This window comes from Ruegeria sp. HKCCD7628 (assembly GCF_057221005.1).
The window spans coordinates 340511-363968 of record NZ_JBWVBA010000004.1; the positions used below are offsets into that span (position 1 = coordinate 340511).

Genomic DNA, 23458 nt, shown 5'->3' on the forward strand with positions numbered 1-23458 from the left:
CCTGACCTGCCAAATCGGATTTTTCAGGCGGCGCATTTTTTGCGCCGCCCGAGTTGATACTCTGTATTAACCGTCCTTTCGGATGGTTTCGTTCTTTGGATCATATGGGCTGTCGCAGGTCACAACCGCATCCCACAGCTTGTCCTGTATTTTAACTTGCAGCTTGGTGCCTTCGACCGCCAGCTCAGGCTTCACATAGCCCATGCCGATAGATTTCTCGAACGCGACCGAATAACCGCCCGAGGTCAGACGGCCCACGCGTTCACCTTCCGGCGTATACAGCGCCTCGCGGCCCCACGGGTCCGCATCGTCCGGCCCGTCAATCAGCAGAGTGCAGCACTTCACGCGCACACCGGTCTCTTCCAGCTTGGCCTTGCCGTAGAAGTCTTTCGACAGGTCGACAAAGCGCGGCAGATCGGCTTCCAGCGGGGTTGCATCGCGACCCAGCTCGGTGCCGAAGGCGCGATAGGATTTCTCCTGACGCAGCCAGTTCTGGGCGCGGGCGCCGACCAGCTTCATACCGTGTTTCTCACCGGCTTTTTCCAGCAGGTCGAACAGATAGTTCTGCATCTCGATCGGGTGGTGCAGTTCCCAACCCAGTTCGCCGGTATAGGCCACGCGGATCGCGTTGACCGGGCACATGCCCAGCTCGATCTGACGGGCCGACAGCCACGGGAAGCGTTTGTTGGACAATGCGGTTTCCGGATCGGCGTCTTTGATGACCTCTTTCAGAACGTCACGCGACTTGGGTCCGGCGATGGCGAAGACGCCCCACTGGGTGGTCACGTCCTGGATCTCGATGTAACCGAACTCCTCCATCTTGTCCTCGGCCGCCTTGCGCAGATAATCCGCGTCATACTCGGTCCAGGCACCGGCAGAGACGATGTAGTAGTTGTTCTCGCCATTGCGAACGATGGTGTATTCGGTGCGGGTGGTCCCATGCGAGGTCAGCGCGTAGGTCAGGTTGATGCGACCGACCTTGGGCAGCTTGTTGCAGGTGAACCAATCCAGGAACTGAGTCGCACCGGGGCCTTTGACGACGTGCTTGGTGAAGGCCGACGCGTCGATCAGGCCCACGCCTTCGCGGATCGCCTTGGCTTCTTCCACGGCGTGTTTCCACCAGCCACCGCGACGGAAGCTGCGGCTTTCTTTGTCGAAGTTATCAGGCGCATCGACGGGGCCAAAATAGTTCGGACGTTCCCAGCCGTTGACCCAGCCAAACTGAGCACCGCGCGCTTTCTGGCGGTCATAGGCCGGAACAGTACGCAGCGGACGGCAGGCTTCACGCTCTTCGTCGGGGTGGTGCAGGATGTAGACGTGCTCATAGCATTCTTCGTTCTTGCGCGCCGCGAATTCGGTGGTCATCCAGTTCGACGAATACCGTTTGGGGTCCAGCGAGGCCATGTCGATCTCGGCTTCGCCGTCAACCATCATCTGCGCCAGGTAATAGCCAGTGCCGCCTGCAGCAGTGATCCCGAACGAGAAGCCCTCGGCCAGCCACATATTGCGCAGGCCCGGAGCCGGACCAACCAGCGGGTTGCCGTCGGGGGTATAGCAGATCGGGCCGTTAAAATCGTCTTTCAGGCCGGATTCGGCGCAGGACGGCACACGCTCAGCCATCGCCATGTACTGATCCGCGATCCGGTCCAGATCCAGCGGGAAAAGGTCAGCACGGAAGCTGTCGGGCACGCCATGTTCAAAGCGCGCGGGAGCACCGTGTTCGTAGATACCCAAAATCCAGCCGCCACGTTCCTCTCGCGCATAGGACTCGTTGTCAGCGTCACGAACAACAGGGTGTTCGGGGTTACCGGCTTCACGCCATTTGACCAGCTCGGGGTCTTTGTCCATGACGATAAACGTGTGCTCGACCGGGATCGCAGGCATCTTGATGCCCAGCATCTTGGCGGTGCGCTGTGCGTGGTTACCCGATGCGGTCACGACATGTTCGGCCGTGATAACCACCTGCTCGTCGCTTTCGACAAGGTTGCCGCCCTTTTCGACCATCTTGGTGCAGGTGACTTCCCAGTGGGTGCCGTTCCAGTGGAAAGCATCGGCCTGCAGTTTTCGGACGATATCAACTCCGCGCTGACGGGCACCCTTGGCCATCGCCTGCGTTACGTCTGCGGGGTTAATATAGCCATCTTCGGTGTGATAGATCGCGCCCTTCAGGTCCGAGGTTTCGATCAGCGGCCAGCGTTCCTTGATCTGCTCGGGTGTCAGCCATTCATAAGCCACGTCACAGGTCTCGGCGGTCGAGGCATAGAGCATGTATTCGTCCATACGCTCTTGAGTCTGCGCCATGCGAAGGTTGCCGACCACGGCAAAGCCCGCGTTCAGGCCGGTCTCTTCCTCAAGCGTCTTGTAGAAATCGACCGAGTATTTGTGGATGTGGGTGGTCGCATAGGACATGTTGAACAGTGGCAACAAGCCCGCTGCGTGCCACGTAGAACCAGATGTCAGCTCGTCCCGTTCGATCAGCATCACATCGTCCCAGCCTGCCTTGGCAAGGTGGTATGCAATCGAGGTCCCGACGGCACCGCCGCCGACAACCAGTGCTTTGACTTGGGTTTTCATTCGCCCGCTCTCCGGATTGAGTCTGTTTGGCAAGGTTTATGCCCAAGCCTGCGTCTAAGCGCGAAGTCCAGCCGACGCAAAAAAGGGCAAAACCGACCTTTGGTGGCGCATTCACTCAAATGGAAGTGAAGCAGCTACAGAATTTTGCCGGGGTTCATGATGTTGTCGGGATCCAGCGCCGCCTTAATGGCTGCCATATAACGAGTGGCTTCACCCAGTTCTTTGACCAGATACGGACGCTTGCCCTGACCGATTCCATGTTCTCCGGTGCAGGTACCCTCCATCGAGATCGCAAGATCGTTCAGCCAACCCACAAAACCATCTGCTTTTGCGACCTCATCGGCATTGTCCATGTCGATCAGCAACAAGGTATGAAAGTTGCCGTCTCCGACATGCCCAACCATGGGGGCCATCAGGCCCAGTTCTTGCGCCTTATCTTGCGTGGCCGTGACGCACTCGGCCAGTCGCGAGATCGGAACGCAGACATCGGTAGAGATTCCGCGCGCGCCCGGCCGAAGCTGCAGGCTTGCCCAATACATATCGTGCCGGGCCTGCCACAGCTTGTTCCGCTCTTCGGTGGTCGTGGTCGCAGTAAAATCCGTACCCTGAAATTCTTCAGCGATTTGACCGAAGGTCTCGGCTTGTTCGACGGCACCGTGTTCCGAGCCGTGAAACTCAAGCAACAGCAGCGGCGTTTCCGGCAAGGCCAGATTGGAATAGGCATTGGCGGCGCGCACCGACATCTCGTCCAGAAGTTCTATGCGGGCAACAGGCACACCGTATTGAATGGTCATCATCACAGCCTGACAGGCCGCATCGACGGTTGGAAAAGAACAACGCGCCGAGGAGATTGCCTCGGGGATGCCCTGCAGTCGCAAGGTGATCTCGGTAATGATGCCCAGCGTGCCTTCGGCGCCGATCAGCAAACGGGTCAAATCATACCCGGCCGAGGATTTTTTAGCCCGGTGGCCGGTACGTATGATCTGCCCATCGGGCATCACGGTCTCAAGGCTGAGGATATTATCCTTCATCGTACCGTAGCGCACCGCGTTCGTACCCGAGGCGCGCGTGGCCGCCATTCCACCCAGCGACGCATTCGCGCCGGGATCGATTGGAAAGAACAGGCCCTGATCGCGCAGATGGGTATTCAGATCTTCGCGCGTGACACCGGGTTGCACGACACAGTCCAGATCGCTGGCATTCACGGCCAGCACCTCGTTCATCTGTGTCAGATCAACCGAAATTCCTCCGGCAGGCGCATTCACATGCCCCTCAAGCGAGGTTCCGGTGCCAAACGCGATCACCGGAACCTTGTGAGTGGCGCAGGCTTTGACAATCTCGGCCACTTCGTCGGTAGAATGCGGAAAAACAACGGCGTCGGGGCTTTGGTTTTCAATCCAGGTCGTCGTGTGGCCATGCTGTTCTCGAATGGCCTTACCGGTTTGCAACCGGTCGCCGAATTTCTGTTTCAGAATTCCGACAACCGTTTGTATCCCGTTTTCATTCCGGGGCAACGCAACTGCCTGCACCATGCTGCTCCTTGTTGAGGCGCTGGGTTATTCGCCCAGCGCAATGCCTTCACGTCTTGGATCCGCGCCACCAATCAGAACGTCGCCGATCTCGATCGCGTGCAACCCCGAGGTCAGGTCGCGTGGATTAACCTCGTATCCCAGCGCGGTCAGACCATCCGTGAACCCTTCGGCTGCAGTGCCTTGTTCCACGTCATAGGTGCCGAACCGGTTGACCAGATGCGGCAAGGACAGGGCCTGCTGGACATCCATATCCCAGTCTGCCCACGCGATGATCGACTTGGCGACATAGCCAATGATCCGGCTGCCTCCGGGCGAGCCGATGGCCAGAACCGGTTTACCGTCCTGCGTTACGATTGTCGGGCTCATCGAAGACCGGGGTCGCTTGCCGGGTTCAAGCCGATTGGCAATTGGCACACCATCCTTGTGGGTCTTGAACGAGAAGTCCGTCAATTCGTTGTTTAACAAGAACCCGTTGGTCACGAGACGGGATCCAAACCCATTCTCAATGGTCGTGGTCATCGAAAGGACATTGCCGTATTGATCCACGATCGAAATATGCGATGTCGATGGCAGCTCAATCGACACGTCATCTGCCCAGTTTGATGCGTGATCGAAGGCCGGGTTACCCGGTTTCGCGTCGATCAAAGCACCATCTGTGTTCAAAAGCTCTCCGCGTTCGGACAAATAGCCGGGGTCGACCAGCCCCTGTGTCGGCATCGGGACAAAGTCGTGATCGGCCATGTAGCGGCCGCGATCAGCGAAAGCCAGCCGCGAGGCATCTCCGATCAGACGCCAGGTATTGATATCTTCTGGTCCGTACTCGGCCAGATCATACCCGTCCAACATGCCCAAGATCTGCCCAACTGTCAGCGCGCCGGAAGATGGCGGCCCCATGCCGCAGACCTCGTAGGCGCGATAGGTCGCGCAGACCGGTTCGCGTTCGATCACCTGATAAAGCGCCAGATCGATACCCGACAATACACCGGGATTGCCTTCGGCCCCGCGAACGGTGCTAACGATCCCGGCGGCGATCTCTCCGCCATAGAAGCCAGCCGAGCCTTCGCTGGCAAGCGCCCGCAGCGTGTCAGCATAGTCCGGATTCACCAGACGCTGCCCCTGCTCAAGCGGCTTGCCATCCGGCAGGAAATACGAGGCCGTTACCGGAAAACGTGACAGTCGCTCGGCGTCCTTTTCAACAAGGCTTGCCAACCGGGGCGAAACCAGGAATCCGTCGTCAGCCAGTGTGATCCCGTCTGCAAAAAGGCTGGGCCATGGGCTGCGGCCCCAGCGGCGATGCGCTTCTTCCAACAGTGCCGGGGTGCCTGGTGTTCCGACAGACAAGCCGCCGACAACAGCATCGAAGAACTTGAGCGGCTCGCCATTTTCATCCTGAAACAGACGATGGTTTGCCTCTAACGGAGCCGTTTCACGGCCATCCAACGTGGTCATCTTACCGGTTGCGGCATCATACCAGACCAGGAACGCACCGCCCCCAAGGCCCGACGACTGAGGTTCAACCAGACCCAGTACAACCTGAACGGCAACCATCGCATCGGCAGCTGATCCTCCGGCCCGCAGAACCTTGGCCCCAGCTTCAACTGCCAGCGGGTTCGCTGCTGCGACCATCCAGTTTTCCGAAGTGACCGGCTCGCCCGCAAGCTTGGCTTCAAGTGCGGCGATGACCTCTTCGGTCAGGCCCTGAACCTGCCCGGTCGAACCACCTTCGGGTGCGACGGTGTCGGCTGCTTCTTGCGCTATGGCCGGGCCAGCAAAGGCCATGACGGACAATAACAATCCTGAAATCAGACTTCGTTTCATAGTGTCCTCCTAAAAAATAAAAGCAACCAGCCTGCGTGATGTGTCAGAGCATGGCAGGAACCACCTGATCCGGTGGGCGGTGGCCGTCTTCGAATGTTTTGATATTGATAATGACCTTTTCGCCCATCTCAATCCGGCCTTCCAATGTCGCGGACCCCATATGAGGCAGCAACACGACATTGGACAATTGCCGCAGGCGTGGGTTCACATCGGTGCCGTGCTCATACACATCCAGACCGGCCCCGGCGATCTCGCCCGAGCGGATCAACCGGGTCAAAGCGTTTTCATCGATCACCTCGCCGCGCGAAGTGTTCACGATCACCGCCGAGGGTTTCATCAGCTTCAGCCGCCGCGCGTTCATCAGGTGAAAAGTGGACGGTGTCGACGGGCAGTTGATAGAAATCACATCCATCCTAGCAACCATCTGGTCAAGGCTTTCCCAATAGGTTGCCTCAAGCTCGTGTTCCGTTTCAGGCCGTAGCCGGCGGCGGTTATGGTAGTGCACCTGCATCCCAAAGGCGCTGGCCCGCCGCGCTACGGCCTGACCGATCCGGCCCATACCAAGGATGCCCAGACGGCGCCCGCCGATTCTGCCGCCCAACAACGCATTAGGAGCCCAGCCATCCCATTCGGATTTTTGCATCACCGAGAGCCCCTCGGGAATACGACGCGTCACGGCAAGAATCAGAGCCATGGTCATATCAGCGGTATCATCGGTCAGCACACCCGGAGTGTTGGACACCAGAATGCCCCGCTGGCGGGCGGTTGCCACATCAATATTGTCGACCCCTGCACCATAGTTGGCGATCAGACGCAGGTTCTCACCCGCCTGCCCCAGCAGCCCGCCGTCGATTGTATCGGTGATGGTGGGAACCAGCACATCTGCCTCTTTGACCGCGGCGACAAGCTCATCTCGGGTCATGGGGGCATCGTCTGTACGCAGCTGAACATCGAACAGTTCGCTCAATCGCGTTTCCACCGCCTCGGGCAACCGTCGCGTAACGACAACACTCAGACGTTCTCTTGGCACCTGTGCACTCCCACTGCTTTGCAAAACTTCGCGCGCCATGGCATCGTGGCGCAGGAAAAGGCGGGGCACAAGAACCCCAAGGGCATTGAAACCACCTTTTTTCGAAACAAGATCAACAGGCACAAGAGCAGACCGTCAGTGAGTGGTATTCTACCCGCAAAACGCCGAATAGCGGCGCTGATAAGCGTGATCCTGATAGGAATTTGCGCGTCAAGCGCAGCTGCACAGGATAAACGCGGCCAAGTCACAAACCTGCCGCTGCCGCGTTTCGTCTCGATGAAGGCGGCCGAGGGAAATGTACGGCGCGGCCCGTCTTTGACACATCGAATCGACTGGGTCTTCAAACGGCGTGGGATGCCCTTGCAGGTGACGGCCGAATTCGGAAACTGGCGGAAGGTTCAGGATCGCGACGGAGCCGGTGGCTGGGTACACTATGCTTTGTTGTCCGGCGTACGGACGGTTTTGATCGAATCCGAAATGCTGCCCGTATACACCAACCCCGATCCGAACTCACCGGTCAGCGCCCAGTTCGAGGCCGGAGTTGTTGCCCGGCTGGGCAGTTGCACCATTGACTGGTGTCGGATCTCAGCCGGTGGTTACAAAGGTTGGACACTCAAGTCGAATCTTTGGGGTGTAGACCCCGGTGAAGTTCGCGAATGATCGGCTTGCTCCGGTAACTAGGACGTCCGTTCAATAAAATCGCAGGTCAGCTTTACCAGTTCGGTGCCAACATCCTCTTGCAGAAAGTGGCCTGCCTTGGGCAGCACGACATGCGGTTGTCCCGCAGCGCCGGGGCACAGTTTTTGGAATATCTGATCGATCCCTGCCATGACTTTGTCATCTGCGCCAAAGGCCGTAAGAACCGGAGTTTTAAGTCCCTGTATCACCTCCCAAGCCTGCCTGTTAGGTCCAGCGGCCGGATCGTCCGGTGACGCGGGAACAAGCATGGGGAACTGGCGCGCTCCGGCTTTGTAGCTTTCATCGGGAAACGGCGCGTCATAGGCTGCCAATGTCTCGTCGGACAAGCTCGTCTCGGTTCCGCCTTGAAGGATGCCACCTGCCGGAAAAACCGGGACAGTCTGACTGAATGTCCGCCAATTTTCGAACGCCTCACCCATTGGCTGATCACCAGTGGGTAAAGCCGTATTCGAAACCACAATACGTGCGAATCTGTCCGGCATTTCTGCCCATAGTCTCAGGCCGATCAAACCGCCCCAGTCCTGACAGAACAACGTAATGTTATGTAGATCCGTTTTGCGAAGCCATTCTCCCATCCAGGCCACATGGCGCGCATAGGTGTAATCGTCGCGCTCGGTCGGTTTGTCCGACCGCCCAAAGCCAATCAAATCCGGTGCAATCGCCCGATGACCCTGCGCAACGAATCCCTTAATCATATGTCGGTACAGGTATGACCAACTTGGCTCACCATGCATCATCAAGACAGGCGCGGCCTCTTGCGGTCCTTGGTCGACATGGTGGATTCGCATAAACCCGCCTTCAGTGTCGTCGATCTGTGTGTAATGCGGAGTGAAATCGTAGTCCGACAACTCTTGGAAACGTTCGTCTGGTGTGCGCAGATATTTCATCTTTCACCTACTTTTTATGATGGGCTATTTAAATGAATGGCACGCACTTAGGTTGCCTGTCACATCACAATGCCTAGCAGCGGTTTCCGAGCACACCGTTTTTGCGGCGATCTTCTAGAGCTTGAGGGCTACGAGCCTTGAAAAAGCAATCCCTTTAATGCTGTCCTGAAGACCCCAGTATGGCGGCTGCTCAGGTTTGAAAAAATATTTTAACCTGAGCTGATTTTTTGCCTGAAAGGACTTGAACCCCCCAGACAACAATCGTAGATAGCGCCTCACCGTTGGGGTGTAGCCAAGTGGTAAGGCAGCGGTTTTTGGTACCGTGTATCGTAGGTTCGAATCCTACCACCCCAGCCACTAAAATCAGGGACTTAACGGTCCCTTTTTTTGTGTCTAAACGTCAGGTGTCCAGCTTAGGTGTCCAAACGCAGGAATCGACATACTGTGCGGACAATGTGCGTGGTGATATCCAATGCACAAAAAGGCCCGTCATGGGATGGAACCACCGTTTGACTTGCGCCGGAACAAAATTAGAACATTCAACATGCGCAAGTGGCCACGAACAATTCCGTATGATTTACGCTGCCGACTAGAGTCGCTGCATGAATACCGCAGCGCACCTAGCATCCAAACCCAATGGGGCGAAGTTCTGGAATGGCTGGAAAAGCATGGTGTGGAACCACCAGATCATACGTTGCCGACCGAACCAGAATTAAAAGGTCCGGTCGGCCATGTTTAAAACGCAGTCAAAGATCAGAAATTTGGCGTTGCGCACGCTAGGTGTCGTAGTCAGTGTCTTGCTCCGCTTCTTCAAGCAAACGCGCCAACCGTTCTGCAACGGTCTCATTTCCAATCATCCAATATTGCCATCCGTTTACCGAACGCCACGTGTAACCTTCACGGTGCAACAACGTCAAAGCTGACTTGCTCAGACTCGTTTCCTCACCTTCGAAAAGTATCTTTTTGTCGCTGACAACTTCCGAAGTTATGGCATCGTTGTTAGTATAGTGCAGAGTGTCGCCAACACTTATATCCGCATCAGTAAATCTGTATGTCTTGCGCGGGCGTCTCGTCGCCTTTTCAAGCGCCTTCACACCTTCCTCGTCCTCAGCAATGTCGCCTTTTGGCGTCACATCTTTTCCCCGCGTTAGCTTGAGAGCAGCAATCACGCGCTGCGGGTCAATTTCAAAAAACTCACGTGACGAACGTGTCCGGTGGTCAGCAAATGCTTGATGCAGCAAGCGTTCAACCTCGCTCTCATCATCCACCTCAACGGCAAAGACGCAGCGAAACGGCAAAGGCACGCTCGTGTTGTCCAGTTGTTTCAAACGCTGTTCCAGATTTATAGTTTTGCCAATTTTGACATAGGCATCAAATGCCGGATTCGTCAGAACGTAAACAATTGCCATTACTGAAATATCCTAGGTACGTGTATCAAAATGAAAGCCGCAGACTGCGGCTTTCAACTTCACAATACTGTAATCATGCCGGGAGCTATTGCTAGCCTTCCAGAGGAGTCCAACCAACGATTGATCCAGCTTGAGTTTCAGCCCGTATGCTTAAAAAGGAATTTAGTCTGGGCAGTCCCATGACCAGACTAAACCCCGCGTCGCCCGTCATTCCAGATCAGGGCGACGCGGGGGTCCCTTGATCCAAACTGAAATTTTTGCCGCAATAAGTTTACCCCAGAAGTACCGCCAGCTATGTTCCGCTGGCTCTTCGAATAGTCGATAATCAGCGGAACAGAGGGGCTTTTAAACATCTCAATTGATAGTTCTTTTCAACTTTCGCTCTGAGACACAGGTAAGTGTACCGTGCATTTTATCGCGTTCAAAATGGGTGCGGCTTTGGTCAATTGGACATCCAGCATACCACGCGATGGCTTTGTTAATTAGTTCTTCATGCCGAGGGTTGATGAAATTGGCGTTGGCACCCATTCGGACGCCGTTAACGCGTGCTTCAAATCGCTGCCAACCCCCACGTTTTGGATGCAAGATCGTAACATTGATTTTATAGCCTGGCACTTGGATTTCTGCCGCGTGCATTCCCATCATACCGAACGACGATGTAACACCATATTCGGTTGCCGCCACACGTTCACCAGAGACCGTGCCATTAACTTTCGGTGCTGCATCCGCCGTAGACGCGGCGAACATTAGTGCGATTGCAGTTAGTCGGCGCTTCATCTTCTTCGACCTTCTTTCTGTTAAGTTTATGGTTGCTGAATTTGGCTATTCGCAATTTACCAACTTGTAGTGCGGCAATTGATTGAGTTTCCGAAGGAGTTACAGTTTGTCGTGTACATCTCTGGACCCTTGCTGAAGTCCGACATATTGTTACTTGCTTCAGCCATAGCTCGTTGAGCGGATGCTCGCATATCACCAGCCGTTTCTTTCACGCACTGAGCAAAATATGGCGTGCCCGGCTCGAAACCGTAGCCCCTGCACTCGGCAGCAAAATAGGCCATTTTGGTTTCTTGCGACGCGGTAGCGAACCACGCTGGAGAGCCGGGCATGCCGGCGACAGTTTCACCATTCACTCCCGTACTACAAGCCGAAGTAACGGCAGCAGTCGCCGTCAATGCCAGTCCGATAATAAGACTCTTTGCCATTCCCATAATCCCTTCTGTTCAGAGTTTTCGTTCTGAAAGAAAGGTGTGTTTTGTAAGTATTTTTTTCTTGTAGATTTTTGCCAAACGAAGTTGTCGCTACAAAACTCTGGCAAAAAAGATAAACAATTCAGGAAGACACTGGTCTTTCACCCTTCATCTCCCCAATTGCCTTTCGATATTATTCTTAGAGGCTTAATAAAGCCGCCCCCTCGCGTCTAAACACAACTTTGACTTCGAACCCAATGGAGTGGCCAGAAATATAATCTAGTCGCCTAAACCTCGGCATTGCACTACAGTCAAAGATCGTGAATTATTTATTTGACGCATATGACCTTGGGCTTTTGCCTGTCCAACGCTTAAATGCATTCGAGAAAGCTGCTTGGTCGGAATAATCGAGAATGAAGGCAATCTCTGCAAGACTGTAGCCGCCGCTCAAGTACGTCTTGGCGAGATCAAACCTTAATTCATCAACTACGTCGCGGTAACTGGCGCCCTCAGCCTCTAGTCGCCTAGCAAAGGTTCTGCTGCTCATTCCAAGTATGGAGGCAGCTTCCGGAGCAGGTACGATCCTTCCTGGTAGACTGCCTAAAATGACTCCTTCTAACCTAGATCGCATCGAAGGTCTGGAAGCAGGCTGTTCGGCTACCAGCCGATCCCCATACTCCATAAGAAGCGTTCTGAGCGATGGATCATATGTTGGGATTGATAAGTCCAAAGCAGATAGCGGCAGAATTATTTCTGGCTTCTCCGCACCAAAAACCACTGGAAAACCTGCGAGCCGCTCAAAATTTTCGGAAGACTTTACTTGATGATCAAAGCGAATTTCTGAAGGAAAGAAGTCAATTCCGGTTATTTTGCGCATTCTGTGCAACGCTCCGAAGAGCAAAAATTCGTTGTACCTATGATACTTAGATAAATCCGGTCTTAAACGCTTTACTTCGAACGAAGCCGAGTTTCCGGAGACTCGCAGGAAATAGGCGTGGTAGGTATCAACAACGCTGTAATATCTGTGAGAGTTTTCTATCGCCGTTCGCAGGTCAACCGAGTATTTGGCTATATAACTGGTTAAACTTCCGGTTTCATCGACCTGCAAACCCACCTTGGCTCCAAAAGTATTGTCACATAGAAAACGGCTGGCTTGTCGGATTAACTCCGCCTCATTGAGTATTGTCTTTGTGTGAGGCGATGAAATAGCAGATTTGTCAAGGCCGCTGAGACGAAGTATTTCCTCAAATTCTTTTTGGCCTCCGCTACATTTTTCAATAAAGCTGACCAACCGATCAAACCGATTTGCAAACGGATTCACTGCGCTAGCTCCACTAGTGGTTTAACAACGATCCGACGAAGAAATTCGGAATAATGCACATTAATCTCATTAGGTTCTCGAATTCCAAAACATAGTTGGAAGGACTGATTGGTATGTGTCCACCAAAGCACCATTGTCAGAGACCAAACATTGGCGGAGTTTATGGTAGCCATGGAAGAGGTTTTAACAGCAAGCGGGACATTGGCAGGACGTAAATACCCATCCTCTCTCGGGCTACCGGCCTTTAACCATGCATACCCGAAGCTGTTAAGTTGGCAAAATTTATCAAGAAAATGGCAATGATTCACGCGCAAACAACGCGCGGCACCTCCACAATTCAAATAGAAACGTGAGGTGTTCATAATGAAATACTGTATTTTGGCTCTTTCTGGCTTTCTTGCCGCTACAACAGCAGCCGCTCAAACTCAATTAGCGCCCTTGTCACAAATTATGGAGAAGCCCTCTGACCAGATCGAGATTGGCTATCCATTTGTTCGCTGCGCCGCGCTATATAGCGGCGCAATTGGTTACGGCGGTGCAAACTTTGGTGACGAAATACTCACAGGTTTTCAGAGCGGGTACGCTCGTAATCTGGTCGTCGCGTCCCTAGTGCGCATGAATGATGCTGAGCAAAAAGGGTACCCAATCGGCGATATTCAAAGCAGATCGCAAAGAGCTAGGGAAGAAGCGGAAACGATGGCGGATTTCTACGTTGCACGCATGGAAACCAACTATGCTTCGACTGGTCAGGCTTTCGGTGACGATCAACTGATCATGGAAGACTTCGAATACTGCAAAGAAGTGTCGATGGTAGTTGACCTTATCTACGACAAATTGGGAGCAGGAAGTTGAAGAAGGGCATTGTACTCCTAGCCTTCTTGCCCGCTCTGGTTTTGTCAGCGTGTAAGGATGAATTTGGATATGACCAAGGCTTCGATGATGGGTATGCGGTGGGCTACAACACTACCTGTAAAATCCGCACAACCCTTATCCACGGAGCGTGGGATAACGCTGAATACAGCCGTGGCTATGCGGATGGTCAAATCTCGGGCACGCAAGACTGTTTGTCGAAAGGCAGCTAAAAGACGCATTCGGAGGCTTCTTCCTGCCTAGCTACAGCCTTTCAATCTAGCAAAACTGGTTCCCCAAGCAAATCTAAGGACTAACGCAGATGTGGTTATTTACAGAGAGTGGTTTCGTATCAATCGTCAAACATAGAGATAGCCAGCACGGTAAGTTAATTATTCGTGGTCGAAAGGCCGAACACGTCGCCAGTTTCCTCGGGATAGATGTAGATGATGTTGAGGAAACACCTTACGCCGATTACCGCTTCCGCCGCGTTGAACCATGGCAACGCGTAACGCGAATTCTTGACTCTTACTTGGCACACGAGATGGAAGCCACAAACTTCAAGGACGAATGTGCGAAAAAGGTTGGCAAGGACGATCCCGAATACATGAATGCTCTTCACAATATCTGGGCGACTATGTGGGAGTACCAGCATAACAAGAGTACAGAAAAATGACTAAAATCGTCGCAGTCGCCTTGATGGTTGTTGGCTCACTCTATGCATTGAATCGTGGCGTGTTCATCGGGTCTGAAATCACATTCAGCGGGAGATATTACCACCTGCAATGCGATTACTTGGTCGCGAGTGGGAAGTATCGTGTTGACACAGGAGGGTGGAATAGTCCTGAGGAAGCCCGATCCAATCGATACTGCACTCTATTTTTAGAATAATGAGAACGCCCTATTGCTAATGGTGCGTTTGTGCAGTTTGCCGAGATTATTCATGATCACATCAGCGCCGCACCGTTATAATCGCTATTGGGTTTGGTGGTCTTATTACGGTGCCGGGCTTCTTGCTGACGACGATTAGCACGGCTGCGCTTGTCGTTGACTGACATCGATGTCAGGCCAAGACGACGGGCCAATGAGTTGATATTGCTGTTTAGGGTACCAAGCGCACGACAAACTGGATTTTCGATCTTAGACGTTCCATTCTTTCCACCCAACACGATGTAACCTTCATAGTCCAGCCGATCTTGCAGGTCGATGGCGTCAACTTGCATTCGTGACAGTCGGGCCAAATCGAACAGATCACCCGGCAACCAATCGTCATATGCGCGATATCTTTGGTTGGCCACATAGACTTTCCATGTGTCTTCGCTGCATTCGCCCGCTTCTTTCGGCCAGTCGCGAAGAGTGTTGGCGTTCTGGGCGGATTTTAGCTGCTGTTGGCGCGTATTGGTCTTGTTGGCCACAAGTATCCCCTTCGGATCGCGCTGGTCGGCGCGTGAGTCTTGATAATCTTACTTAATTCTGAGAAATTATAAAATCCCTTATGATTATTCTGCAAAATTTGACGACACTATTAGTCGTTTGATTTCGACAATCGAAGGAAATCTTTGGCTCATTTCGTGTCTTTGTTAAAAAAATCTTGGTCCCCGCGCGGTGGCGGCCCCCTGAGTTGTGTTTCCGCATACCCCGCCCCTGATTGCGTGTGCGCGGTGCCATCATCGCAACGTGATCGTGAAAGATCGACAATCGAAGATGTGGTCATGGTGGTGGGTGGTGGTGATCGGATCGCAAGCCAGGGCAACGGACGTCAGCACCAGAATTCACGCAACGACAACGATCACGCCGTTTCGCCAACGTACGTAATTTCTTCCACGCTTTGCGGCTGTAGAACGGATGATTGGGCATACACTTAATCTGAATGCTCACGTGTATTGCTGTCCACTTATTGAATTGTGAATATATGCCCAAAAGCCGCTTCTTCTCTTGAGGACAAACAATGCTCAGATCAATCGCCGTAGTTCTTTTTGTAATCGTTGGAAGTTCCGCGAAAGGTGGACCAGACGACTTGTCAAAATGGTTGATGGCTGAACCAGCTTCGATGATGGACATAGGGCTTTTGAAACTAAAAATGCATTTAGACAAAGAGCGTATTGAAGACAGGGAATACAGTGTCACCTACATCTGGGATCGTGACAGAATTTTAATTCGCTCCGCTCCCAAACGCTTTAGCGATCCACGCTACAAAGACGAGGAAGATGCCAAAAAGGGTTGTGAAAACTGGTTTAACCGGATGCGATATGAATTTGGTGTCAACGATACTACTGGTGACCTACGCGAAGGCCGACTGCCCTTTTCAAGTTTTTTTGGACATGACGGGTTTGCAAGGGGAAGACAAGCCGACCCAGACTTCGACTTGCAAGTAGGCAAGAAAATCGACTTGTGGGGTTCGTTTGATTTTGGGACCAAAGACGATTACCACGTAATTTTCTGCTCAAAGCCGCTTCTAGCTACTGGCTTCACAGTTGAAGTTCGTGAGTAACCTAATGCCGCAGTTTTCTGCGGCAAAACGGATTATTTGCCATCGCTTATAAGTTTCCAGTTAGATGATTTGGTGATTTGAGGGACGGGACAGCATTGACACCTTTCGGTCACTCATTGGTCATGCGCATATATAAGAGACTCTTTTTTTCCTTACGCATAGTAATTAAAAAAAGATGTCCCGCCTGTCCCGTTTAGACCGATAACGGTTCGATCTTTAATTTTACGCCACGATAAACACGCGTAACGCCGTTATCTATTTTCCCTTGTTGGATATTGAGCGGCTTCGTTTTCAGTGTTTTGGCGAAACCATCTTTCGTCCATCCACCAACATCCCGCCCGTCGATGAACATTTGAAACATATCGAACAACATATCCACGGTGACAAAGTCGTTTGGATCGCCCGTTACATCTAGCCGTTCTTTTATAAACTGCCCGACCGGGTCCATTCTGAATTCCGCATCGGCCTGCATCTGAGCATTGATGTCAGTCACGGTGAAATGCTTCTGGGATCGAACACGCTGCCAGCCTTCGACAGCCCAACGCAGGATCGCGGACCGTTCGGCCAACAATGCGTCGAAAAGGTCAGGGTCTTCACGTCCATAGAACGTATTGGGAAAGGTCAGATAGATAAACCGGCTGGCCAGAACACCATCGGGATCGCGCAGCAACGGAATGCTGTTGGACATCATGATCAGGCGAACGGTCGTCTTGCCGGTCCACACGGGCTTGTTCTTGCGCTGCACGTCCACATCGTCTTCACCAGTCACGGTCAGGATCAATTCACCAATGGCGTTGAAGTCCGAGTCCTTGCTCAAGCGCACGTCCGGCACGACCATCAAGCTTTTACCCACTGCGCCTTCCATGACGAACTGATTGGCCAACAGGCTGGACCTGATCGAGTAGACCAGATTGCCTTCCAACGCCTTCAACACTTTGATGTTGGTTCCCTTGCCTGATCGACGTTGCCCAACGAACATGAAACCCTTTTGAAGCCATGTCGCACCAGACAATAGGTATCCGTAAATTTCCTGCATCGACCAAATCTGATCGGGTGTTCCCAACGCTTCGTTAAAGAACGCTTCGGCCCGTGACCCGGTCCACTCGGCATCGGCGTGCCACTCGGCATCGATCCACGTGTGATTGAAGAAGTCGGGTGTGTGTGCGACCAGCTTGCCGGTGTCCAGATCAAGGATGCCGTTCTGAACGGATCGCCATGTTCCTGGCTCCGCTTTATTCCATCCCGGTTCGACCGCGCTGGATCGCTTTGTGACAGCACGCAACGCGGCCAGATAGTTCGATATGAATGGCTGCGTGGGGTTGATCTTCTGGCGAACGATGATCGGTTCGCCGTCCACCTTTTTCTCTTTCTCGACACACACGATCTTGGTGAAGAAGTGAAACAGAACGTCTTTGACATCACTGTCGGCCATCACTTCCCAATGCGTGCCGAGCCACCGATAGAAGTCGCCGCGCCAATGGGTCAGTGTGCGCCGATCCCCTTCGGTGAAATATCTAGCCGCAAACAACCGGGCGACAAACTCGGGGTCATTGGTATCCACCACCGTTCGATAAGCCATTTCCACCTGACCGCCCCCGATCAGGTCAGCCACTTGGTCCACGACCGGATCGACTTCGACCGTCTTAGGCTCATAGGGTTTGGCGCCGGGCGGCAATGTAACGACAGCGGGAAAGTGCGACATCATTTCGTCGTGTTCGGCCTTGGCGTTATCCCACGCACGCCGCAACGTGCGCACAGGTCGTTCCTGGTCGTCCACGTGGTCACCGGCATCACCGGACAGTTCCAGCACCGCAGCGGCGTATTCCTGCGTTATCCAACCCGCGCGGACCAAGCAATGCGCAATGCCCTGCAACGCGTTCGACCGGTCAGGACCGCCCCGCCCCATATGCTTATCGAACAGTGGGTCTTGCTGGCGGAGTGCTTCCACCTTGGCGATAAATGGCGGATCGCACGGCACGGGATCGAATGCCGCGTCCGGTGTCTCATCTGCTTTGCGCTTCGGCTTATCGGTGTGTCCGTCTACTGATCCGGCAAACCCGGCAAACACATCACGGTCCAAGATCGCACCGTTCGCGTATATGACGCCCGATTGCGTTGCGTCGGGAAAACCCTTTTCCAGCTTCTTCGCATTAGACCACGCAATCGTTCCCGGCAGCTTCAACACGCGATCCGCGTTGAATGTTCCTTTGACACCGTGGCTGATGTTCCAACCCTTGTTCGCCGCGTCATAAGTCAGAACGTCGACAGGCTCTGACAGCCGCCAGAGGGGATAGAAGCCGTTGCCACTGTCAAACACCAGTGTCGGCGGGTACGGCCCCGCCATCAGCCCTTGTACGGTCTGCCATGCTCCGGCGCGTGCCACGTCATAAGGCAAGCCGTCGGTCGGATCGACATCGGATTGCGCCCACTCACATGACACGATGTCTTCTTTCTTACCCTTCTTGTTCAAGCCAGGACGGGTCGCGTTGACATGGAAATAGATATTCCATCCAGCCTGCTGATGTTGGTTCATCCAGTCGACCGCCTGTTGCCAGCTTGTCGGGTCCGACAACGTGACATCCAGACCGGCTGTCGGGCTTTTCTGCCTCATATTGATGGCAACCAGTGTGTGATGATCACGACTCAGCAACCGCAGCGCATCGAACGCAACTTGTGGATTGAGACAGGGTGTCGTGTTAAATTCACTCATCGTGAGTTGTCCTTCATCGAAGGGTTTCATTCTGGCCCGGTCACTTCCCAACGGTGACCGGGTCTATTTTATCTCTGGCGGCGGATCGGTAGATCGACCACGGTCGATGGCGGGTAACCAGTTACCAGGTGTCTCATCGCGGCCCGTGCTTCGCGCTTGAATCGGTGGCTTCCCACAAAGGTCACGTAGCGATGTTTGGGCGGTCGCGGACGGCTATAAACTCTGCCGGGATATTTGACTCGCAAAAGAGCCGTGCGGTTCTTCTGGCCTCGGAATTCATCCATCACGGTCGTCGGGTGCAAGTGTTCCATCCCAAGCACCATGACGTCACGCTTGACCGGACCGGTGCCATAATATGACCAGTTGCTTGCCTGATAGATCGTGCCGATATGGGCCTGCGCGGTGTCGGCGTAGCTGGTGACGATCACATCACCCACTTGACGACGTAGCAGGCGCAACGATCCACCGATCAGCCGGGACGCTTCGTTCGGCTCATTGTGGATCAGCGCGACCCGCTTCAGTTCCAACACCCAGTCTTCGTATCGGTCACCGCAGATCAGTCGACCGTTGTATGTCGGTGGCTTTCCGTAGCAGGCAACACCGACCAACTGGAAGTGATTGAACAGTCCGAAGTGGTAGCTGGTTGATGGCAATTTGCCGGAATAGTGGTGGCGTTCCACTATCGGCACGGCGTCGGACCGGGTCAGGAACATTGCGTGATAGAGGGGTTTCGGGGTAATCATTATTCACACTCTTGATGATAGTGAGGGATTGCCTGCGCAAACTGACAACGCCCCCGGTTTCATTCAGCACCCGGCCCTTGTGGTCGGGTGTTCGCTTTGGGCGGCTGTGTCGAGCCGTTCGCGGGGCGGGTAAAACAGCATCAGGAACGTCCACGGCCCAGCAGAGGCGTGGTAGTTCTCGTTTACAAACCCAGAGGTATATTCCGCCCACATATGCGGCCCAGCTTCCCAGCAGACGCCCCATGCGGTCGGGTCTTCGGTCATGTCCACGCGTTCACCGGGTGACCAGATCGAAATTTCACGCGCCGGGTCTTGGCCAAACCAATCATCTTCGGGTCTGGCTCGTTCGCACAGTCTGACCAAACCAGCGTAAAAGGCACGGGCGGCACTTTCGGGGCTGTCATGGTCCTTCGGGTCAAAGTCGATGGCACGGCGCACGCCACTGCCTGCAAATACATTCATCTTTCAGTTCCTTCAGGGCACAGTTGCCCCGGCGCCCCGGCTGGCCCTCGACCGGGCGGGGATTGGTTATGCGTCCTCACCTTCGACCAGATCGGCCAGTGCGCTATGGACCGGACCGATCAGGGTTTCGACCAACGACAGATGCCCGTCCAATGTCGGATCACCGGTTTCTCTGGCGACGTCCCGCACAGCATCTATCGCTTCAAAAAGTTGGCAGTTTGCGGCGTCGATCTGTTCACGGGTCATGCCGCATCTCCTGGCCCGAACGCGCGGTCATAGATGCGTTGCGGTTCGTCATGCGGGATCAGGATGCGGTCACCGGAACGCATGAAACGAATGTCACCGTTCTTCACTTGCTTGCGGGTCATGCTGTCGGACTGACCCATGATTTCGGAAAATTCAGCAACGGACAGAAACATCTTCTGCATTTGTCTTTCCCCTCTTGGTTATTGGTTACTTATTTTACCGTAACAATGTTATACATTTTCTTGCAATATGTTTTTTACGTACCTATAACCACTCTGTGCGCTAGGTGCGCTTAATGCGGAGAACTGACATGATTTCTTTGGACACCAGATGGCGACCGCTCAAAGGCGGGGCGGTTTCCTTCGTTGCAGATGCCGGGGTGATTCCCGACGGGCACGTGTTCCCAACGGATGCGCCGATCCAGTTTCCTGGCTCTAAAGACCGCCACGAATATGAATTGAAAATGCCGGACGCTTGGGCCGCAGTAATCGGCCTGTCCGACTATGCCGCCTTTAACGCGTTCGGCCCGTGTGGTGACGCACAGGGCGACAGTGAACCGGCAAGTGAGTGGCAAGGCGTCTTGGACCGTTTACGGGCCTTAGATGCCAATGCGCTGCGTCAGGCGGTCGAAGATCACCGGGACGCAGGTCGGCTGGTTGTGGATGTGGAAACCGGGATCGGCGTTCGGGCCAAGACTCTGGCCGCGTATCTCGAAAGCACCGCCTATTCCGACCTGATAGCGGGTCGCAAAGTTGGCAATTGCCAGCACTGCGGACGCCACATGGTCATGACCAAATCAAACCAGACCTATTGTTCGACACGTTGCCGGATGGCCGTGTCTCGCCAGAAGGATGCAAGTTAATGGCAACAGCAATTGAAAAGAAACAGGGCCAATGGCTGATGCGATGGACCGTCACCGACCCGATAACGGGCAAGCGGTCCAAGCGGTCGAAGATGTTCACCGGGTCCGGTGGCAAACGCGCAGCCGTGGCCGAAGCCAACCGCATCGAAGCGACCGAACGGGCCGCACCAACGGCCACTGACGGCCGCAAGACGACGTTGCGGGGTTTCATCACCGAAAAGTGGTTGCCGCACGTGCGTGCGCACACATCGGTCACCACGGCCAGGACCAACGAACAGCGGATCAACCGGGTTCTCGAATACATTGGCGACAAGCCGTTGGACAAAGTGACCGGGCAAGTCATCGACGCAATGGTTGCCCAGATGGTGACCGATGGCGTTTCGGATTTCATGCGGCGTCACTTCTATGACGTATTGCGCACCGCGCTTCGTCAGGCTCGAAAGTGGAAACTGATTTCCGGTGAACCGTGGATCGATGCCACACGCCCGAAGATCACCAAGAAACGGGCCAAGGTCGCATCGCTGGATGACAGCCATCAGTTGGCCGATCACTTCTGGCAAGCCGACAAACCCATTGCCGCGACTTATGTCGAAACCATCGCGGACAGTGGCGCACGACCGGGTGAAGTTCTCGCGCTGATGTGGGATGCGGTCGATCTGGATGCGGGTGTCATCGACATCTGGCGTGCGCAGGAACGCATCAGTGCCAACCATTACCGGATCAAGGAAACGCCGAAGAATGACGTGTCCGTTCGCCGTGTCGCGCTGTCACAGCGGGCCATCGCATCGCTGCGGAAACTGAAGGCGCACCACGCCGAATTGCATCTGAAGTCCGGCGGCATCTGGCCGAAAGATGGGCTGGTTTTTCCATCGCAGACCGCACAGCTTTGGACAGTCCGGCAAGCCGGTCAGGTCATCAAACGGATGGCCGACAAGCACGGCCTGACGACGGGCAGCTATAGCAGGCGTCACGGCATGGCATCGGAAATGCTTGCCCATCAGGTGCCGGTTGCGGTTGTATCTGAACGCATGGGTCATGCCAGCAACAAACAGACCTTGGACACATACACGCACGCCCTGCCCCAGCACGCGGATGCTGCGGTCGATTGGCTCAACAAGAGATGTGTCAAGTCAAGCACAAAGGTGGGGGAATGATTGAAAATCTCACCGAGCTTGCAAGACATGGTTGAAAATTCGATGTTCTTCAGCTTTAGGTCAATAACGGAGAAATGGCTCGACTAGAGTCACTATTTGCAACCGATCAATACTAATTGGAGCCTCTAGGTTCTGGAGAGAAACGACTTTGCTTACATTTTATATGGATGAGACGGGCAACCGTATCCCTGACAAAAAAACTGATAAAACTAGAGAGGGAAGAGATTGGTTTGCCTTCGGAGGATTTCTTATCCACAAAGAAGATGAACTACACGCAAAAGAACTGCACGATGATTTTTGCAAAAAATGGAATGTAAGAAAACCTTTTCATATCACAGACATGCTTGGTGAATGGAAAGGTTTCTTTTGGCTCAAATCAAAATCGCAAAGAGAACGGGATCAATTCTGGTCTGATTATAGTGCTCTGCTGTGCCAAATAAAGTGTCTAGGCCTTGCATGTGTAATGGATCGACCTGGCTACGTAGAGCGGGGATACTTAGAAAAGCATGGAGAAGACAGATGGCTCCTATGCCGTACAGCATTCGATATCGCTATGGAAAGAGCGACTAAGTACGCCATCATGAAGAACGAAAAGCTCAGCGTCGTTTTTGAAAGTGATCCACCCTTTAATCCGGTGGTGAAGGGTTACTTTAAGAATCTAAAGAGTAACGGTTTAGATTTCGATGAGAATAAGTCAGCAAAATATTCGCCACTATCAAAAGATGACTTCGCGAACACGCTTTCAACAATTGAGTACAAAGACAAATCCTCTAAGCTTCTACAGTTTGCAGACAGCTATATATATGCGATCGCACGGCAGAAGTACGACAAGCGTTTTTGGTTGTTCCGTCATCTTCGCGATGACAAGAGGATTATGAACTACGCCCTAAATGGCGACGCAAACGCTATCAAGGCAATGGGAATCAAGTATTCGTGCTTCTAAAACAAAAAAACCGAGCCTAGCTCGGTTTTTGCGGCCCCCAATAAGGCGAACCTGACAGGCGCAGTGCCTATGACGCTGTTAGCAAGTCAGCGGTCCATCTGTCAACCGAAATCGCTACCTCAGTGAGAGGCTTCGCCACTTCGTGAAAAGGCACTTAGCGAAGACATAAAAGCCGCTCCAATGTTGACGCGCCCTACCACAACTCGGGCTTACCTTCAGGATTGAATGTCGAGTACTTGGCAAGGATGATACTACACTGCATTACGGAACGGCTTTTCGACTATTGATTGCGATGCAGTCCATCCCTCGGACACCATCACTGAATCTGATCTATCCAATTAGTTCCAAACTTTAGGTGTCCAATTTGGTGTCCATGGTATCCAAGCGCATTTGACACTGGTGCCGCATCTGCTGTTTTTTGTAAAATGAAAACAACCATATACGAATATGGGATCGGTTTTTGGTACCGTGTATCGTAGGTTCGAATCCTACCACCCCAGCCAGTTCATCAGAACATGAAATGACACTAGGCACTTGGGGC

Annotated in this window: 23 protein-coding genes and 1 tRNA gene; 9 read left to right on the forward strand and 15 right to left on the reverse strand. The window is 53.6% G+C overall.

Going from position 1 to position 23458, the window contains the following annotated elements; all coding sequences use genetic code 11:
• Nucleotides 1-66 precede the first annotated feature (66 nt).
• The 4 genes from AC2TAD_RS12215 to AC2TAD_RS12230 form a co-directional block, all read right to left on the reverse strand.
• A complete protein-coding gene (locus tag AC2TAD_RS12215; RefSeq protein WP_170724373.1) occupies nucleotides 67-2574 on the reverse strand; it encodes a GcvT family protein in 2508 nt (835 codons plus the stop codon).
• Nucleotides 2575-2708: 134 nt separating this feature from the next.
• Nucleotides 2709-4106 carry an FAD-binding oxidoreductase gene (locus AC2TAD_RS12220; RefSeq protein ID WP_480867934.1) on the reverse strand — a complete coding sequence of 466 codons (1398 nt, stop codon included), beginning with the start codon at nucleotides 4104-4106 and terminating at the stop codon, nucleotides 2709-2711.
• A gap of 24 nt (nucleotides 4107-4130) precedes the next feature.
• Entirely contained in the window at nucleotides 4131-5924 is a 1794-nt protein-coding gene (gene ggt / locus AC2TAD_RS12225) for a gamma-glutamyltransferase (protein ID WP_480867936.1), read from the reverse strand.
• Between the two features lie 43 nt (nucleotides 5925-5967).
• Nucleotides 5968-6954: a 2-hydroxyacid dehydrogenase gene (locus AC2TAD_RS12230; protein ID WP_353393464.1), complete on the reverse strand. Its 987-nt coding sequence runs from the start codon at nucleotides 6952-6954 to the stop codon at nucleotides 5968-5970.
• 168 nt (nucleotides 6955-7122) lie between these two features.
• Here AC2TAD_RS12230 and AC2TAD_RS12235 point away from each other — a divergent pair, with 168 nt between their 5' ends.
• A complete protein-coding gene (locus tag AC2TAD_RS12235; protein WP_170353108.1) occupies nucleotides 7123-7614 on the forward strand; it encodes an SH3 domain-containing protein in 492 nt (163 codons plus the stop codon).
• Between the two features lie 17 nt (nucleotides 7615-7631).
• Here the strand turns inward: AC2TAD_RS12235 and AC2TAD_RS12240 are convergent, their stop codons facing one another.
• On the reverse strand, nucleotides 7632-8540 hold the full coding sequence (locus AC2TAD_RS12240) for a haloalkane dehalogenase (RefSeq protein ID WP_480867938.1): 909 nt from the start codon (nucleotides 8538-8540) through the stop codon (nucleotides 7632-7634).
• A 282-nt stretch (nucleotides 8541-8822) separates the two neighbouring features.
• On the opposite strand from AC2TAD_RS12240, the gene AC2TAD_RS12245 reads away from it, so the two are divergent.
• A tRNA-Gln gene (locus AC2TAD_RS12245) sits at nucleotides 8823-8897 on the forward strand.
• A 419-nt stretch (nucleotides 8898-9316) separates the two neighbouring features.
• Here the strand turns inward: AC2TAD_RS12245 and AC2TAD_RS12250 are convergent.
• From AC2TAD_RS12250 to AC2TAD_RS12265, 4 genes are all read right to left on the reverse strand, one after another.
• Nucleotides 9317-9949: a GIY-YIG nuclease family protein gene (locus AC2TAD_RS12250; RefSeq protein WP_480867940.1), complete on the reverse strand. Its 633-nt coding sequence runs from the start codon at nucleotides 9947-9949 to the stop codon at nucleotides 9317-9319.
• A 354-nt stretch (nucleotides 9950-10303) separates the two neighbouring features.
• Entirely contained in the window at nucleotides 10304-10726 is a 423-nt protein-coding gene (locus AC2TAD_RS12255) for a hypothetical protein (RefSeq protein WP_480867942.1), read from the reverse strand.
• Nucleotides 10727-10782: 56 nt separating this feature from the next.
• A complete protein-coding gene (locus AC2TAD_RS12260) occupies nucleotides 10783-11151 on the reverse strand; it encodes a hypothetical protein (protein WP_480867944.1) in 369 nt (122 codons plus the stop codon).
• Nucleotides 11152-11461: 310 nt separating this feature from the next.
• Nucleotides 11462-12457, reverse strand: a complete 996-nt coding sequence (locus tag AC2TAD_RS12265) for a helix-turn-helix domain-containing protein (protein ID WP_480867946.1) — start codon at nucleotides 12455-12457, stop codon at nucleotides 11462-11464.
• Between the two features lie 363 nt (nucleotides 12458-12820).
• On the opposite strand from AC2TAD_RS12265, the gene AC2TAD_RS12270 reads away from it, so the two are divergent.
• The 3 genes from AC2TAD_RS12270 to AC2TAD_RS12280 all read left to right on the forward strand — a co-directional run bounded on the left by AC2TAD_RS12270 (nucleotide 12821) and on the right by AC2TAD_RS12280 (nucleotide 13982).
• Nucleotides 12821-13309, forward strand: a complete 489-nt coding sequence (locus tag AC2TAD_RS12270) for a hypothetical protein (RefSeq protein ID WP_480867948.1) — start codon at nucleotides 12821-12823, stop codon at nucleotides 13307-13309.
• Nucleotides 13306-13539, forward strand: a complete 234-nt coding sequence (locus tag AC2TAD_RS12275) for a hypothetical protein (RefSeq protein ID WP_480867950.1) — start codon at nucleotides 13306-13308, stop codon at nucleotides 13537-13539. The genes AC2TAD_RS12270 and AC2TAD_RS12275 overlap by 4 nt, the downstream gene beginning before the upstream one ends.
• An 89-nt stretch (nucleotides 13540-13628) precedes the next feature.
• Nucleotides 13629-13982 carry a hypothetical protein gene (locus AC2TAD_RS12280; protein ID WP_480867952.1) on the forward strand — a complete coding sequence of 118 codons (354 nt, stop codon included), beginning with the start codon at nucleotides 13629-13631 and terminating at the stop codon, nucleotides 13980-13982.
• A gap of 271 nt (nucleotides 13983-14253) precedes the next feature.
• Here AC2TAD_RS12280 and AC2TAD_RS12285 read toward each other — a convergent pair whose 3' ends face one another.
• Nucleotides 14254-14721, reverse strand: a complete 468-nt coding sequence (locus AC2TAD_RS12285; protein WP_480867954.1) for a hypothetical protein — start codon at nucleotides 14719-14721, stop codon at nucleotides 14254-14256.
• A gap of 533 nt (nucleotides 14722-15254) precedes the next feature.
• Between AC2TAD_RS12285 and AC2TAD_RS12290 the strand changes: the two genes are divergently transcribed.
• Nucleotides 15255-15797 carry a hypothetical protein gene (locus AC2TAD_RS12290; RefSeq protein ID WP_480867955.1) on the forward strand — a complete coding sequence of 181 codons (543 nt, stop codon included), beginning with the start codon at nucleotides 15255-15257 and terminating at the stop codon, nucleotides 15795-15797.
• A gap of 193 nt (nucleotides 15798-15990) precedes the next feature.
• Here AC2TAD_RS12290 and AC2TAD_RS12295 read toward each other — a convergent pair whose 3' ends face one another.
• The 5 genes from AC2TAD_RS12295 to AC2TAD_RS12315 form a co-directional block, all read right to left on the reverse strand.
• Nucleotides 15991-18507 carry a DNA primase family protein gene (locus AC2TAD_RS12295; protein ID WP_480867957.1) on the reverse strand — a complete coding sequence of 839 codons (2517 nt, stop codon included), beginning with the start codon at nucleotides 18505-18507 and terminating at the stop codon, nucleotides 15991-15993.
• Between the two features lie 68 nt (nucleotides 18508-18575).
• On the reverse strand, nucleotides 18576-19250 hold the full coding sequence (locus tag AC2TAD_RS12300) for a Mom family adenine methylcarbamoylation protein (RefSeq protein WP_480867959.1): 675 nt from the start codon (nucleotides 19248-19250) through the stop codon (nucleotides 18576-18578).
• A gap of 63 nt (nucleotides 19251-19313) precedes the next feature.
• Nucleotides 19314-19712, reverse strand: coding sequence for a hypothetical protein (locus tag AC2TAD_RS12305; RefSeq protein WP_480867961.1), 399 nt, complete (start codon nucleotides 19710-19712; stop codon nucleotides 19314-19316).
• Nucleotides 19713-19778: 66 nt separating this feature from the next.
• Nucleotides 19779-19958, reverse strand: a complete 180-nt coding sequence (locus AC2TAD_RS12310) for a hypothetical protein (protein WP_480867962.1) — start codon at nucleotides 19956-19958, stop codon at nucleotides 19779-19781.
• Nucleotides 19955-20140: a helix-turn-helix domain-containing protein gene (locus AC2TAD_RS12315; RefSeq protein WP_480867964.1), complete on the reverse strand. Its 186-nt coding sequence runs from the start codon at nucleotides 20138-20140 to the stop codon at nucleotides 19955-19957. The genes AC2TAD_RS12310 and AC2TAD_RS12315 overlap by 4 nt, the downstream gene beginning before the upstream one ends.
• Before the next feature lie 128 nt (nucleotides 20141-20268).
• Here AC2TAD_RS12315 and AC2TAD_RS12320 point away from each other — a divergent pair, with 128 nt between their 5' ends.
• The 3 genes from AC2TAD_RS12320 (at nucleotide 20269) to AC2TAD_RS12330 (ending at nucleotide 22917) form a co-directional block, all read left to right on the forward strand.
• Nucleotides 20269-20820 carry a hypothetical protein gene (locus tag AC2TAD_RS12320; RefSeq protein WP_480867966.1) on the forward strand — a complete coding sequence of 184 codons (552 nt, stop codon included), beginning with the start codon at nucleotides 20269-20271 and terminating at the stop codon, nucleotides 20818-20820.
• On the forward strand, nucleotides 20820-21974 hold the full coding sequence (locus AC2TAD_RS12325; RefSeq protein ID WP_480867968.1) for a site-specific integrase: 1155 nt from the start codon (nucleotides 20820-20822) through the stop codon (nucleotides 21972-21974). The genes AC2TAD_RS12320 and AC2TAD_RS12325 overlap by 1 nt, the downstream gene beginning before the upstream one ends.
• A gap of 148 nt (nucleotides 21975-22122) precedes the next feature.
• A complete protein-coding gene (locus AC2TAD_RS12330; RefSeq protein ID WP_480867969.1) occupies nucleotides 22123-22917 on the forward strand; it encodes a DUF3800 domain-containing protein in 795 nt (264 codons plus the stop codon).
• Nucleotides 22918-23458 lie beyond the last annotated feature (541 nt).